Annotated in this window: 13 protein-coding genes; 4 read left to right on the forward strand and 9 right to left on the reverse strand. The window is 59.8% G+C overall.

Annotated elements, in window-relative coordinates; all coding sequences use genetic code 11:
- The first annotated feature begins 39 nt into the window (after positions 1–39).
- Positions 40–1,290 (forward strand): 2-aminoadipate transaminase, encoded by a 1,251-nt coding sequence (locus KUA23_RS25085; RefSeq protein ID WP_252993019.1) that lies wholly within the window; start codon positions 40–42, stop codon positions 1,288–1,290.
- On the opposite strand, the gene KUA23_RS25090 is transcribed toward KUA23_RS25085, so the two are convergent.
- Positions 1,287–3,311: a c-type cytochrome gene (locus KUA23_RS25090; RefSeq protein ID WP_252993020.1), complete on the reverse strand. Its 2,025-nt coding sequence runs from the start codon at positions 3,309–3,311 to the stop codon at positions 1,287–1,289. The genes KUA23_RS25085 and KUA23_RS25090 overlap by 4 nt on opposite strands.
- Positions 3,312–3,510: 199 nt before the next feature.
- Here KUA23_RS25090 and KUA23_RS25095 point away from each other — a divergent pair, with 199 nt between their 5' ends.
- A complete protein-coding gene (locus tag KUA23_RS25095; protein WP_252993021.1) occupies positions 3,511–4,014 on the forward strand; it encodes a DUF6622 family protein in 504 nt (167 codons plus the stop codon).
- A gap of 69 nt (positions 4,015–4,083) precedes the next feature.
- Positions 4,084–4,803, forward strand: coding sequence for a hypothetical protein (locus KUA23_RS25100; RefSeq protein WP_078050130.1), 720 nt, complete (start codon positions 4,084–4,086; stop codon positions 4,801–4,803).
- Positions 4,804–4,935: 132 nt separating this feature from the next.
- Here KUA23_RS25100 and ptaA read toward each other — a convergent pair whose 3' ends face one another.
- The 8 genes from ptaA to hmpA form a co-directional block, all read right to left on the reverse strand.
- Entirely contained in the window at positions 4,936–6,030 is a 1,095-nt protein-coding gene (gene ptaA / locus KUA23_RS25105) for a pyoverdine biosynthesis transaminase PtaA (RefSeq protein WP_252993022.1), read from the reverse strand.
- Positions 6,031–6,175: 145 nt separating this feature from the next.
- Positions 6,176–7,063: a heme o synthase gene (gene cyoE / locus KUA23_RS25110; protein ID WP_003194050.1), complete on the reverse strand. Its 888-nt coding sequence runs from the start codon at positions 7,061–7,063 to the stop codon at positions 6,176–6,178.
- 11 nt (positions 7,064–7,074) lie between these two features.
- Positions 7,075–7,416: a cytochrome o ubiquinol oxidase subunit IV gene (gene cyoD / locus KUA23_RS25115; RefSeq protein WP_016979640.1), complete on the reverse strand. Its 342-nt coding sequence runs from the start codon at positions 7,414–7,416 to the stop codon at positions 7,075–7,077.
- Positions 7,416–8,042: a cytochrome o ubiquinol oxidase subunit III gene (locus KUA23_RS25120; protein WP_010206435.1), complete on the reverse strand. Its 627-nt coding sequence runs from the start codon at positions 8,040–8,042 to the stop codon at positions 7,416–7,418. The genes cyoD and KUA23_RS25120 overlap by 1 nt, the downstream gene beginning before the upstream one ends.
- A gap of 3 nt (positions 8,043–8,045) precedes the next feature.
- Positions 8,046–10,064 carry a cytochrome o ubiquinol oxidase subunit I gene (gene cyoB, locus KUA23_RS25125; RefSeq protein ID WP_078050132.1) on the reverse strand — a complete coding sequence of 673 codons (2,019 nt, stop codon included), beginning with the start codon at positions 10,062–10,064 and terminating at the stop codon, positions 8,046–8,048.
- 3 nt (positions 10,065–10,067) lie between these two features.
- Positions 10,068–11,009, reverse strand: coding sequence for a ubiquinol oxidase subunit II (gene cyoA, locus KUA23_RS25130; protein WP_078050133.1), 942 nt, complete (start codon positions 11,007–11,009; stop codon positions 10,068–10,070).
- A gap of 792 nt (positions 11,010–11,801) precedes the next feature.
- On the reverse strand, positions 11,802–12,308 hold the full coding sequence (locus tag KUA23_RS25140) for a disulfide bond formation protein B (RefSeq protein WP_078050134.1): 507 nt from the start codon (positions 12,306–12,308) through the stop codon (positions 11,802–11,804).
- Positions 12,309–12,520: 212 nt separating this feature from the next.
- Positions 12,521–13,702 (reverse strand): NO-inducible flavohemoprotein, encoded by a 1,182-nt coding sequence (gene hmpA / locus KUA23_RS25145; protein ID WP_252993023.1) that lies wholly within the window; start codon positions 13,700–13,702, stop codon positions 12,521–12,523.
- Positions 13,703–13,850: 148 nt separating this feature from the next.
- Between hmpA and norR the strand changes: the two genes are divergently transcribed.
- Complete coding sequence (gene norR, locus KUA23_RS25150) at positions 13,851–15,395, forward strand: nitric oxide reductase transcriptional regulator NorR (RefSeq protein WP_100492166.1); 1,545 nt, start codon at positions 13,851–13,853, stop codon at positions 15,393–15,395.
- The last annotated feature ends 4 nt before the right edge of the window (positions 15,396–15,399 follow it).

Genomic DNA, 15,399 nt, shown 5'->3' on the forward strand with positions numbered 1-15,399 from the left:
TAGATAAAAACAAGCCCGTCACTGCCGAGTCCCCGATTCATGAGCCGCGAAACCATCAGCCAGTCGATTTCCATCGTTCACCCTATCAGCCTCAGCCACGGTAAAAACGCCGAGGTGTGGGACACCTCGGGCAAACGCTATATCGATTTTGTCGGCGGTATCGGCGTGCTCAACCTCGGCCACTGCCACCACGGCGTGGTCGAAGCGATTCGAGAGCAGGCCACCCGGCTGACCCACTACGCGTTCAATGCCGCCCCGCATGCGCCCTACATTGAGCTGATGGACCGCCTGACCGCATTCATCCCGGTGGACTACCCCGTCAGTGGAATGCTCACCAACAGCGGCGCGGAAGCGGCGGAAAACGCGCTGAAGATTGTGCGTGGTGCCACCGGACGCACCGCAGTGATCGCCTTTGACGGCGCCTTCCACGGCCGCACCTTGGCCACGCTCAATCTCAACGGCAAGGTGGCGCCCTACAAACAAAAAGTCGGTGTACTGCCGGGCCCTGTGTATCACCTGCCCTACCCCAGCACCGATAACGGCGTGACCTGCGCCGAAGCACTGAAGGCCATGGACCGCCTGTTCAGCGTTGAAATCGACGTCAACGATGTGGCCTGTTTCATCATCGAGCCGGTTCAGGGCGAAGGGGGATTCCTGGCGCTGGACATCGAATTCGCCCAGGCGCTGCGGCGCTTTTGCGACGAGAACAACATTTTGCTGATTATCGATGAAATCCAATCGGGCTTTGGCCGTACCGGCGAGCGTTTTGCGTTCTCGCGCCTGGGGATCGAGCCGGACTTGATCCTGCTGGGTAAAAGCATCGCCGGCGGTGTGCCGTTGGGCGCCGTCGTAGGGCGCAAGGCGTTGATGGACAATCTGCCCAAAGGTGGCCTGGGCGGCACCTATTCCGGCAACCCCATTGCTTGCGCGGCAGCGGTGGCGACCCTCGATGCCATGACCGATGAACACCTGAAAACCTGGGGCTTACAGCAGGAAGAAGCCATCGTCAGCCGTTATCAGACCTGGTGTGCGCAAGGCCTGACTCCTTACCTGGGCCGTCTGACCGGCGTGGGCGCTATGCGCGGCATCGAACTGGCCAACGCCGACGGTACACCCGCGTCGAAACAGCTGACCCAGTTGCTCGGCCTGGCGCGGGACGCCGGTGTGTTGCTGATGCCCAGCGGCAAGGCGCGGCACATCATCCGCCTGCTGGCACCGCTGACCATCGAGCCTGCGGTGCTGGAGGAAGGCCTGGATATCCTCGAGGCCTGCCTCAAACAGTTGGACTAGTAACGCGCATCGGCAGGTTTGCCGCCGTTCGGCCAATCCTTGACCTTGTCCGGGAACCCCGGGCGCGGTTGCCCCGAGAAATACGCGGCCACGTCCACGGCTTCCTGGTCCGACAGACCGCCCTGCCCCAGCGGGAATTTCTCGTGGAAGCCAATCGGCATGTTGCGTTTGACGAACGCCGCCGCCGTGTAGGTGCGGGCCATGCCGGCGCCGATATTGAAGGATTGCTCACCCCACAACGGTGGGTAGATAAGCTCGCCATCCGCCCGCGCCAAGCCTTGGCCATTGTCGCCATGGCACACCGCGCACTGCTTGGCGTAGACCTGTTTGCCATTGGCCAGGTCCGGCTTGATCGCCGGGTCGACCTTGCCCACGCCGCGCCCGGCTACTTTGTCTTCGGGGCGGGTGTTGTTTTTCATCCAATCGAAATAGGCGACCATCGCTTGCATGTCTGCCGATTGTGGCGGCAGTGGCTTGCCATTCATCGAGCGGCGGAAGCAGCCGTTAATTCGTTCTTCCAGGGTCACCACCTTGCCTGCGCGCGGCGCATAGCTGGGGAAAAACGCCGAGACGCCTACAAACGGAGCCCCATCCGCTACCGTGCCAGCGTTGAGATGGCAACTGGTGCAATTGAGTGAATTGCCGACATTGTTGGGCAGCAGCTCTTTGGTTTGCAGATGCAGGCGCATGCCGCGAATCACCTGGTCGGCGTTGGGCGCCGCAAGCAACTCGGCCAGGCGCGGGGTTTCGAAGGCCGATGAATCGGTGGTGGCCGGGTTGAGTTGGTCACGCAGTTTCTTCACCTGGCCGGCGCTGATCGGCGTGCCTACGTTACCCCAACGGGTACGTACGAAACTGAGGATCTCGGCGATTTCCAGATCGTTCAAACGGGCGAAACCCGGCATGGTGTAGATCCGTGGGTGCGTTGCCGTTTGTGCGGTCTCCCAGCCGGTGAGGGTGATGTGCAGCAGTGAAGTCGGGTTGCTGGACGCAATGCTCGGATTGCCGGCCAAAGGTGGGAACAGGCCTTTCACGCCCGCACCATCGCTGCGATGACAATTGCTGCAGAACTGCATGTAACCCAGTCCGCCGCGACTGGTGAACAAATCTGCAGGTGGCACGGCTGGCGCCTGGGCCACGGACGGCATGGGCAAGTCGTCTTTACCGGGCGCTAGGGATTTCAAGTAACTGGCGATAGCCGTCAGGTCGTAGTCGCTGAAGTGCTGGGTGCTGTGGTGAATCACATCGGCCATATTGCCGGCGACCGTGGCAAAGCGGTTTTGCCCGGTCTTGAGCAGTTGCACGGTGTCTTCCACCGTCCACAGGTTACGTAGGCTCAGGGCGCGCCAGTGCTCGACGGTTTCGCCGGCCAGGTAGTGCTGGCCGCTGACACCCTCGTCGCTCATGGCTTTTTCCTGGAACGCAATGCCCCGTGGCGTGTGACAGGAGCCGCAGTGGCCCAGGCCCTGGACCAGGTAGGCGCCACGGTTGAGTTGTTCATCGCGTGCAGGATCCGGCTTGAAGGGTTGTTTGTCGAGGAAGACAAAATTCCACAACGCCAGTCCCCAGCGCTGGTTGAACGGGAAGCCCATGTCCGCCTCGAGATTGGCCTGCTGCACTGGCTCGACGCCTTGCATCAGATAGGCGTACAGCGCGCGCATGTCGGTTTCATTCATCTTGGCGTAAGACGGGTACGGCATCGCCGGGTACAGGTTCATGCCCGTCGGCGTCACGCCTTCGCGCATGACGCGGTCGAACTCTTCGAAGGTGTAGGCGCCAATCCCTGTCTCTCGGTCCGGCGTGATATTGCTCGAATAGATCGTGCCCATCGGCGTGCTCAGCTCCAGGCCACCGGCCATCACCTTGCCTTGCTTGGCCGTGTGGCAGGCTACGCAGTCGCCCAGTTGCGCGACGTATTTGCCCTGCTCGATCAGCGAAGCGTCGGGAACGTTGGCGTGCAGGGGAAGAGACAGGCAAAGCGTCGCCCCCAGCAAGGCCAGGCGAGAAAGGGAAAGCGCCATCGCATTAGTCCTTTAATAACCTGGCGTGGGGCGGTCCCCTCGGCGCAGGTCAGTGGTCGTTTTTATGGGTTCATCAGGCCTCTGTGTTGTAACGGTTTTGTGGGCGGGGAGTGTTGATGTGAGTCAGGGGCAAATCGCTGGACAAAGGCGTCAGTACTCAACGACTATCCGCCATCTCCCCTCTGCACGGACGCACACCATGCTCGACATCCTCCAAGGCACGCCCATTTGGGTCTACGCCATTTACCTGTGGATTTGCTACTACGGCATCAAGGCCTGCCTGGGTGGACGCGAAAATCGCTGCTCGCTGGTGATCCTGCCGGTGGTGCTGGTGGTGTGGTCGTTGATGTCCTTGGCGCCTTCAATCTTGTCGAGCGGTGCGTGGGTCGCAGGCGCAGTGCTGGGCAGCCTGGTGGGGATGGTGCTGTTCAACGTTGAAGGGGCGCGGCTGGATGCCAATGGCGAGACCCTGGTATTGCCGGGCACCTGGAAACCCCTGCTGATCTCGCAACTGTTCTTTGCGGTGAAGTACTACTTCGGTTACCAGCAAGCCGTGCATCCGCTGCTGCTGAGCACGCCGACGATGTTGATGGCAGTTGGCGGCGTATCGGGGTTTACCGTAGGTCTGTTTTGCGGACGAGCCGTGCGGCTGCAGCGGGCGCTGACGGCGTTGCGTCGGGATAAGGGCATTGTGCTGCCTTGACCTGACCTCCCTCCCCCCTGAAAATGCCCGACGTTTTTTGTCCTCGTTTACTGAAGTAGTGAAATTTCAATGTCCGATTCTTACACCGAAAAATCCGCCCCCGAAGAATCCGTAGCCGCGTTGCAATCCAAAGCCGAATACGAAAACGCCATCAATCTTTCACAGCATCTGCCAGCGGCCAAGATCATCAGCGAGATGGTGCTGGACGCGTTCCACACCTCCAAGGAAAGCGACCAGATCCGCGAACTGCGCGTGGCCATCCGCCAGGCCCACGATGCCTTCGACGACGACAAGGCCTACGACTTGATGGGCCAGCTCAAGCAACTCAAGGACGCCGAGGCCGCCGACAACGCCGCCCTGGAGAACCTGAGCAGTCAGTTTTCCATCAGCCGCATCCTCTCCAGCTTCAAGGACGACCCCGAATTCCAGGAGTTGGTCTACGGCCTGGCATTGAAAGTGCTGAACCAGAGCCACCAGGCCATCAGCAACCCAAGCGCTGGCAAGAGCAAGGCGTCACGGCCCAAGAAAGAAGCCGAGGTGTTTGTGATCAGCAAGGATGGCATCAGCGTCACCCTGCCGCTGCGCACGCCGCGCTCCAAGCTGAACGTTGACCGTGAGGCGTTCGAGTTCCTGGGGTTCAGCTTTGTGGGTGAAGGGGATGAAGCGGAGCTTGCGGTTGAGAGCTTTGTGGATAACGCCGGCGCCGAGCAGCCGCTGAGCCGCAAGAGCGTGATCACTGCGCTGCAGCAGCAGACCGCATTTGATGGGTACAGCATCGCGCAGCAGTAACCCAAGGCAAGCGACACCGCAGAATCAAATGTGGGAGCTGGCTTACGTGCGATAGCATCACCTCGGTCTCATTGATATACCGAGGCGTCTGCATCGCAGGCAAGTCAGCTCCCACATTTGTTTTGCATCGGTTTAACCCGCGCGTTCGACTTGTGCCGCAAACACCTCCCGAAACCGCGCCATCTCCCGCTTGTTCCCCACCGTCACCCGTACCCACTGCGGCCAGTTTTTAAACACACGGCCGATCATCACGCCTTGAGCTGCCAGTTTCTCGATCACCTGCTCCGCCGGTTGCTTCACGTCGATCATGAAACAGTTGGCCTGTGACGCCGTGCAGGTGAACCCACGCCCTTTCAGCCAGGCCACGGTCTCATCGCGCAGTTGCTGATTGAGCGCCTTTCGTTGCGGCAGCAGTTTGACGTCCTCAAGGCTGGCAAGGCCGCCGAGCAAGGTGGAGCCCGCCGGCACGTTGTCGCCGCCAAACACGGCCAGTTGCTCCAACAACGCCGGGTGGCCGATCGCCAGGCCCAGTCGAGCGCCGGCCAGGCCGTAGATTTTCGAGAAGGTGCGCAACACCAGCAGGTCGTCGTGATCCTTGACCCAACTGACGACGCTGGGCACATCGGCGAAGTCGATGTAGGCCTCGTCCACCACCAGCACACTGCCCTTGGGTTTGTTCGCCAGGGCGTGGCGGATGGCCTCAATCGGGGTGACGGTGCCAGTGGGGTTGTTGGGGTTGCACAGGTAGAACATGCCGGCCTGGGGATCGGCAGCGAGCATGGCCGGGATATCGTGGGCGTGGTCGGCGTCGAGGCTGACTTCCTTTACCGGCGCCTTGTTCGATTCGGCGGCCTGGCGCGGCACTTCGTAGGACGGCGTGGGCATTACCAGGCCACGGGTCTCGCTGGTAAACGCCAGTACTGCGTAGCGCAGGGCGGCCATGGAGCCTGCGAACACAGCCACCTGTTCCTCGGCAATGCCTTGCTGCTGGGCAAATAACCCGGCCAGCGCGTACATATGTTTGTAAGGGTAACGCCCGGACGTGGCGATTCCCTGCTGCATTGCCTCACGGGCGGCCCGTGAGGGCCCGTAAGGGCTTTCGTTGTAGTTGAGCAGCACCTTGTCAGGTTGGGCCGGCGGCGGGCTGGCAACGGCCCAATCGAGGCGCCCCAGCAATGGCAGGGCTGCGCCAAGGGCGAGAAGTGACCGGCGACTGACGCTGACCATAGAGCTACTCCTTGTAGACGGGTAATGGATTCGCACAACGCGTACAGAGGGGTATGACGAGAAAAACACCCGCAGATTTAAAACCACTCCCAAGAAAAAGCCCCGCGCGTCTCTCGACGGCGGGGCTTTTTCACTGCGGGACCACTCAGTGAGCGTAGGTCAGCAACAGCTCTTTCGGCACTTGGAAATCCAGGGACATCATCACGCTGAGCGCGGTGATGGTGAAAATCGAGAACACGAACAGCTTGCGCGCCCAAACGGTGTCGTCCACCGCCTTGTAGCCGGTCCAGGCCATGTACAACCAGTACATGCCCATGGCAGCGGCGACGGCGAGGTAGCTCATGCCGGCGTAGCCACTGAAGGTCAACATCAAGGTCGCCACGAGGAAGGCCAGGATGTACAGCAGGATGTGTTTCTTGGCGACCTGGATGCCACGTTTTACCGGCAAGACCGGAATCGAAGCAGCCAGGTAGTCATTGAAGCGGAAAATCGCGATGGCGTACGAGTGCGGCATCTGCCACAGGCTGAACATCACCAGTAGCGTCAGCGCGGCCATGTCGAAGCTATTGGTCACAGCCACATAACCAATCACCGGCGGCATCGCCCCCGACAGACTGCCCACCAGCGTGCCGTGCACCGACTTGCGCTTGAGGTACAGGCTGTAGAGGCCGACGTAGATGACAAAGCCGATCACGGCAAACAGCGCCGCCAGCGGGTTGGCCACCTTGTACAACAACGCCACACCGGCAACACCCAGGACGGTCGCATAGATCAGTGCCAGTTTCAGGGAAATGAGGCCCTGGACCAGCACACGATTCTTGGTGCGCTCCATCTTGATATCGATGTCACGGTCGATGCAGTTGTTGAACACACAACCGGAAGCTACCACCAGGGAAGTGCCGATCATCGCAGCCAGGAAGATGGCCAGATCGACATGTCCCTTGGAGGCCAGGAAGAAACCGCCCGCCACAGAAAGCACGTTACCGAAAATGATCCCCGGTTTGGTGATTTGGATAAAGTGCTTAAGCGACATCGGGTCTTACCTCACTTCGCCATCATGAACGTATGGATGCTGAACATGATCCATATCGACAGGCCAACCAGCAGTACGATTACGATCCCAGCGAACACGAATGCAACCACGTTGTCGCGCTGTTCCTTGGAACGATCCAGGTGCAGGAAGTACACCAGGTGAACCAGAACCTGAATCACCGCGAATGCCAGCACGATCATCAAGGTGATCGACTTAGGCAGGGTCGGGTACATCACCAGACCGAACGGGATGAGCGTCAGGATTACCGACAGGATGAAGCCGATGGCGTACGACTTAACGCTGCCGTGGCTTGCATCATGGCTGTCATGGTCATGGGAGTGTGCATTAGCCATTACAGAGTCCCCATCAGGTAAACAACGGTGAAGACGCAGATCCAGACCACGTCCAGGAAGTGCCAGAACAGGCTCAGGCAGCTCAGGCGAGTCTTGTTGGTGTTGGTCAGGCCGTGTTTATTGACCTGATACATCATCACCGCCATCCACAGCAGGCCAGCCGTTACGTGCAGACCGTGGGTACCTACCAGCGTGAAGAACGCGGACAGGAAGCCGGAACGGTGCGGGCCGTAGCCTTCGGAGATCAGCAGGTGGAACTCGTTGATCTCCATGCCGATGAAGCCCAGGCCGAACAGGAAGGTCAGTGCCAACCAGCTCAGTACGCCTTTCTTGTTGCCCTTGTAGAAGGCCAACATGGCGAAGCCGTAGGTGATCGAACTGAACAACAGCAAGGCGGTTTCGCCGAGCACGTAAGGCAGTTCGAAGATGTCGTGGCCCGATGGGCCACCCGCTACGTTGTTTACCAGCACCGCGTACACCGCGAAGATCGACGCAAACAAGATGCAGTCGGTCATCAGGTAGAGCCAGAAACCGAAAACGGTCATCGGCCCCGAGTCGTGGTGATGGTCATCGTGCCCATGGTCATCGACATGGGCGTGTCCAGCATTGGTCACTAAGTTCGACATGGTTTAAGCCTGTTCCAACGAGGTTTCTACACGGTTGGCCGGGATTTTCTTCTCGGCGACCAGGCGAGCGTGTTGCTCGGCTTCGATGCGTTCGATCGTCTCGACCGGCACCATGTAGCCTTGATCATCACGTGCAGCGTGGACAATGAAGTAGCCGATGGTGCCCACCAGGCTCGCGATTGCCAGCCACCAGATGTGCCAGATCATCGCGAAACCGAACACGGTCAACAGCGCGCCCATCACCACGCCAGTGGCGGTGTTGTTCGGCATGTGGATCGGTTCGTAGTGCTTAGGACGCTGGTACGCAGTACCGTCTTCCTTGGCTTCGGTGAACGCATCAATGGTGTTCGCAGTAGGGATCACGGCGAAGTTGTAGAACGGCGGTGGCGACGAAGTCGACCATTCCAGGGTGTGGCCATTCCATGGGTCACCGGATTCGCAAGCGTTCTGCTTACGGTCACGGACACTCACGTACAGCTGGATCAGCTGGCAGGCGATACCCACAGCGATCATCACCGCACCGAACATGGCGACGTACAGGTACGGCACCCACTCAGGGTTGGTAGTAGCGTTCAGACGACGGGTCATGCCCATGAAGCCCAACGCGTAGAGCGGCATGAACGCGACGAAGAAGCCCGAGATCCAGAACCAGAATGCAGCCTTGCCCCAGCCTTCGTGCAGCTTGAAGCCGAACGCTTTCGGGAAGTAGAAGCTGAAACCAGCGATGTAACCGAATACAGCACCACCGATGATCACGTTGTGGAAGTGAGCGATCACGAACAGGCTGTTGTGCAGTACGAAGTCAGCACCCGGGATGGCCAGCAGTACGCCGGTCATGCCGCCGATGGCGAAGGTCACCATGAAGCCCAGGGTCCACAGGACCTGGCTGGTCATGCGCAGACGACCGTGGTAGATGGTGAACAGCCAGTTGAATAGCTTCACCCCCGTCGGGATGGAAATCAGCATCGTCGCCAGGCCGAAGAAGGCGTTGACACTGGCACCCGAACCCATGGTGAAGAAGTGGTGCAGCCACACCATGAAGCCCAGTACCGAGATTGCGCCCGATGCGTAAACCATCGAGTGGTGACCGAACAGGCGCTTGCCGGTAAAGGTCGAGATCACTTCGGAGAAGATACCGAACGCTGGCAGGATCAGGATGTACACCTCAGGGTGACCCCATGCCCAGAACAGGTTCACGTACATCATTGGATTACCACCAAGCTCGTTGGTGAAAATGTGGAAATCCAGGTAACGGTCAAGCGACAGCAGCGCCATGGTAGCGGCCAGGATCGGGAACGAAGCCACGATCAGGACGTTGGCCCAGGTGCAGGTCCAGGTGAAGATCGGCATGTCCATCAGTTTCATGCCAGGGGCGCGCATTTTCAGGACGGTGGCCAGGAAGTTGACCCCCGTCAATGTCGTCCCGAGTCCTGATAACTGTAGCGCCCAGATGTAGTAGTCCACACCCACGCCAGGGCTGTATTGCAGGCCCGACAATGGCGGATACGCAACCCAACCGGTCTTGGCGAATTCGCCGACGCCCAGGGACACGTTGATCAGCACCACGCCGGAAACCAGCAGCCAGAAGCTCAGGGAGTTCAGGAACGGGTAGGCAACGTCACGGGCACCAATCTGCAGCGGCAAGGCAAGGTTCATCAGGCCGGTGAAGAATGGCATCGCCATGAAGATGATCATGATCACACCGTGAGCGGTGAAGATCTGGTCATAGTGTTCAGGTGGCAGGTAGCCAGGCGAACCCTCGGTGGCCATGGCCAACTGGGTACGCATCATGATGGCGTCGGCAAAACCACGCAGCAGCATGACCATGGCAACGATGACGTACATGACGCCGATTTTCTTGTGGTCGACCGAAGTCAGCCACTCGGTCCACAGGTAGGTCCACTTCTTGAAATAAGTGATTGCTGCAAACAGTGCCAGACCACCCAGCGCGATCATGGCGATGGTCACCATCACGATCGGCTCGTGGAACGGGACCGCATCCCAACTTAATTTACCAAACATCGTTTACTCCTCTGCCCCAGCAGTTGAATGCGAGCCCGTGTCAGAACCTTCAACCGCGGCCACTTCTTTCTTCTCGTGCTTGACCGGCTTGCCTGGCTTCATACCTTCGTACTTGTCGACGATTTTCTGAAACAGGTTCGGCTCATACGTGGAGTACAGAGCGACTGGGTTGTTTTGGCTTGGTTTGGTCAGGGCGTCGTATTCAGCTTGATCAAGCTGTTTAGGTGCGGCCTTGACTTCGGCTACCCAGGCGTTGAAACCTTCCTGGCTCGTCGAGATCGCTTTGAATTTCATGCCGGTGAAGCCAGCGCCGCTGTAGTTCGCGGAGATGCCTTCCATTTCAGCTTTTTCGTTGGCGATCAGGTGCAGGCGGGTCTGCATGCCTGCCATCGCGTAGATCTGGCCGCCCAGGGCTGGGATGAAGAACGAGTTCATCACGGCGTCGGAGGTGATCCGGAAGTTAAGCGGGGTGTTCTCTGGGAACTGGATTTCGTTGACGGTGGCGATACCCAGGTCCGGGTAGATGAACAGCCACTTCCAGTCCAGCGCGACCACTTCGATGTTGATCGGCTTGACGTCGGATTCCAGCGGACGGTACGGGTCCAGCTCGTGGGTCGACTTATAGGTGATGTAACCCAGGGCGATGATGATGAGGATCGGGACCAGCCACACCGCGATTTCGATCTTGGTGGAGTGCGACCACTTCGGCGCGTAGGTCGCGCTGGTGTTCGACGCGCGGTATTTCCAGGCGAAGGCGAAGGTCATGATGATCACAGGGACCACGACCAGCAGCATCAGCAGGGTGGCGGTGATGATCAGGTTTCGTTGATCCAGACCGATCTGTCCTTTCGGGTCCATCAAGGTCCACTTGCAGCCTCCCAGCATTAACATCATGCCAAGCAGCGGCAAAAAGCCTAGTAATCGGGGGTACCTGTTTTTACTCATCTCACGACCTCTAAAGCAGCTTGCGCAATGCAGTTGGGTTTTGATCGCCAACACTTCACCCTGCCAAGGGTTGGCATTTCTCTTCGATTGAATAAGAGCCTGCCCATCACGCCAAAAGGGGGCGTTTCACGGACCTGCGGTGAGTTCTTATTCGATTTCGTGGTTAAAGGCCTTGTTACAGACCAATTCCATTTGGTGCGGATAGTTGAAAGGCTGCCGGAACCTTGGGGTCGCACAGAGCCATCCATCTGCCCCTCGACCGCTCCAGTGCTCAAATATTGAACAGCACAGGACATTCAGTGCGGGCGATTGTAGTTAGCTAGCGATGTATAAACCATGTCTTATAAAGAAATAATTTTTATCGATTACAGCAATAATCCTTCACCATTATTGCAACGGTTCGCGATCTTATCGCGTTCGATTCTCAACAAAAACCACAAAAATTGCCGTGTTATAGGGCAATCCACCGCAGTCCTTACAGCCTGTAAGGGCATGCCAAACCGATGCAACCCCCCATAAAACAAGGCATTCGGACATCACAGATTCGCTGGCGCGGCGCGAGGTTCACAGACTCGCCAGAACGACGAACTGACAGCACATCTTGGTCATCCGATGCAAATTTAAGCGGCCGTTCGGCGGGTCAGAATCGTCCTGCGACGGCTTCCGTGTGACAACATGTCGCACGCTGCGCACACCCAAAATTGCCCCGCGTCACGTTCCGTTCACAAATCCCTACAAGCAAAAACGCCCCGGCCTTCATTCAGGAAGGACCGGGGCGTTTGCGCGATCGGCTCAGCCTTGGCGCTGGCGATTGCGGTAAATGCCCAGCGGCACCAGGATCACCGTCAGCACGAAGGCAACCAGCGCCCACTGTGCCAGGGACAGGCCGAGTACGGGCGGGTACGGGGTGCTGCAGAAGCCATCGACCTGGAAGCCCAGGGGAAACACCTTGGCCAGCGGCAGGTCATCGACGATCGGTTGCAGCACATCGATGCCGCAGCTGACTTGGGGGAAGAACTGGGTGTACACATGATGGCCGGCGGCAGCCACCCCGCCGAGGGCGCTGAGGATCACCAGGCCTTCAAACAGCGTGATCGCGCCCTTGGTGCGCATGGCCGCGCCGATGAACGCGAAGATCGCGATCAGCAACAAGGCGTAGCGTTGCAGGATGCACAGCGGGCATGGCGCCTCGCCCAGCACCACCTGCATGTACAGCGCACCGCCAATCAGCGCCAGGCAGATGATGCCCAGCAACACCAGAAAGCGCCGCTCCCTGCCTAAACGCAATTCGTCACTCATCTCCGTTTCCCTTTGTTTGGTTGTGCCAATGGCCGCAAGTTTACACACAGGGGATGGTTTAAACAGAGGGGGGTTAACGGGGGATTAATCGTGGGAAATGTTGTGGCTGTATGGACGCTATCGCGGGCAAGCCCGGCTCCCACAGGGGATCACACTTCCCTGTGGGAGCCGGGCTTGCCCGCGATGATGCCAACTCGGTTTAACGCCGAATTTTATTCCAGCGCCGCAGCCGGGCCAAAGAACTCGTAGCGGCTTTGTTTCTCGGGTACGCCCAGGGCCTTGAGGTGGCGTTTGATCGCAGCCATGAAGCCTTTAGGGCCGAGGAAGTAGGCATCGATGTCACGCTGCTCAGGCAACCAGGCGGCCAGTTGGTCCTGGCTCAGCAGGCCGACCTTGTCCGCTGCTGGGCTTACGCCGTCGTCTTCGGCATAGCAGTAGTAGCGCTTGAGCTGCGGATGCTTGGCCGCCAGGGTGTCTACCCAGTCGCGGAACGCATGCACCCCGCCGTTGCGTGCGCAGTGGATGAAGTGCACGGGGCGCTCGGTGGCCAGCGCGGCTTCGAGCATTGGCAAAGTCGGCGTGATGCCTACGCCGCCACTGATCAGCACCAACGGTTTATCGCTGGCCGCCAGGGTGAATTCGCCCGACGGCGGGAACAGGTCGATGGTCGCGCCGACATGCATCTGGTCGTGCAGGTAGTTGGACACCCGCCCACCGGCCTCGCGCTTGACGCTGATGCGGTACAGGCCCGAATCGGTCAGGGCCGACAGGGAATAGTTGCGGCGCACTTCCTCGCCCTCCAGCACCAGTTTCATGCCGATGTATTGGCCTGGCGCGGCATTGAGGATCGGGCCGTTGTCCACCGGGGCGAAGTAGAACGAGATGATCTCGTCGCTCTCCTCCACGCGCTTGACCAGCAGGAACGGCCGCGCACCGCGCCAGCCACCGGGCGCCTGGGCTTTCTCTTCATAGATCGCCGCCTCGGCGCCGATCAGGATGTCTGCCAGCTGGCCGTACGCCGCGCCCCAGGCGCTCATCACTTCCGGGGTGGCGATCTCGCTGCCCAGCACTTCGGAAATCGCCCGCAGCAGGCAGGCACCCACGATCGGGTAATGCTCCGGCAGGATCTGCAGGGCCACGTGTTTGTTGATGATCTTGGCCACCAGGTCGCCCAGCTGGTCCAACTGGTCGATATGCCGCGCGTACATCAGCACACCATTGGCCAGCGCACGGGGCTGGTCGCCGCTGGCCTGGTGGGCCTGGTTGAACAGCGGGCGAACCTGCGGGTATTCCGAGAGCATCATGCGATAGAAATGGGTGATCAGCGCTTCACCGCCGCTTTCCAGCAGGGGCACGGTGGATTTGACGATGGCACGGTCTTGGGCACTAAGCATGGGGAGCCTCCTGGGCTTCTTCACTGATTGCCCTTGAATACTCAGTATTCGTGCCAACTAATAAGTCGTTTATTTTCAATGAGTTAAATTAAATGTAGTCAGTATGACTTCCTGCACCTTATAGTCACAAAGACTACAAGGAGTCATTATGACTGCACAATCACTGCTCACTACCCTGCTGCCCCTGGTCGCCGACCTGTCCCGCGAGCTGCCCGAAGGCGAGCGGTACCGCCGCCTGCTGCAAGCCATGCGCGCCCTGCTGCCCTGCGATGCCGCCGCGCTGCTGCGCCTGGACGGTGAGTGGCTGGTGCCGCTCGCGGTGGACGGTTTGAGCGCAGACACCTTGGGCCGGCGCTTCAAGGTCAGCGAACACCCGCGGTTCGGCGTGCTGCTGAGCAGCCCCGGCCCCACGCGCTTTGACAGCGACAGCGAATTGCCCGACCCCTACGACGGCCTGGTGGATGGCCTGCATGGGCAGTTGGAAGTACACGACTGCATGGGCTGCCCGTTGTTCGTCGACGACCAGCCCTGGGGCCTGCTGACCCTGGATGCCCTCGACACCGAGCGCTTCGAACGCGTGGAACTGGACGCCCTGCAAGCCTTCGCCAGCCTCGCCGCCGCCACCGTCAACGTCGCCGAACGCATCGAACGCCTGGCCCTGCGCGCCGAAGACGAACACCAGCGCGCCGAGATCTACCGCCAGGCCAGCGGCCAGCAGCACAAGGAAATGATCGGCCAGAGCAAAAGCCACAAGCGCCTGGTGGAAGAGATCAAGCTGGTCGGCGGCAGCGACCTCACCGTGCTGATCACCGGCGAAACCGGAGTGGGCAAAGAGCTGGTCGCACAGGCCATCCATGCCGCATCGGCCCGTGCGGACAAACCATTGATCAGCCTCAACTGCGCCGCCCTGCCGGAAACCCTGGTGGAGAGCGAATTGTTCGGCCACGTGCGCGGCGCCTTTACCGGCGCCTTGAACGAACGCCGTGGCAAGTTCGAACTGGCCAATGGCGGTACCCTGTTCCTCGATGAAGTGGGCGAGCTGTCGCTGACCGTGCAAGCCAAGCTGCTGCGGGTGCTGCAAAGCGGCCAGTTGCAGCGCTTGGGGTCGGACAAGGAGCACCAGGTGGACGTGCGCCTGATTGCCGCCACCAACCGCGACCTCGCCGACGAAGTGCGCAATGGTCGCTATCGCGCCGACTTCTACCACCGCCTCAGCGTGTACCCGCTGCAAGTGCCGGCGCTGCGTGAGCGCGGGCGCGATGTGTTGCTGCTGGCCGGTTTCTTTCTCGAACAGAACCGTTCACGCATGGGCCTGGGCAGCCTGCGCCTGACCAGCGAAGCCCAGGCGGCACTGCTGGCCTATAACTGGCCGGGCAATGTGCGGGAGCTGGAACATTTGATCGGACGCAGCGCACTCAAAGCCCTGGGAAACTGTCGCGAACGTCCGAAGATTCTGAGCCTGAACGCCCAGGACCTGGACCTGCCCGATGTCAGCGCGCCGGTGCTCGACGAACCGGTCGATGCGGTGCCCAGCGTGACCGGCGACCTGCGCCAGGCCACCGAACACTATCAACGCCAGATCATCAGTGCCTGCCTGGAACGCCACCAGCACAACTGGGCCAGCGCCGCCCGTGAACTCGGGCTGGACCGCGCCAACCTGGGCCGCATGGCCAAGCGCCTCGGAATGAAGTAGTAAG

The organism is Pseudomonas pergaminensis (genome assembly GCF_024112395.2).
GTDB classification, from domain to species: domain Bacteria; phylum Pseudomonadota; class Gammaproteobacteria; order Pseudomonadales; family Pseudomonadaceae; genus Aquipseudomonas; species Aquipseudomonas pergaminensis.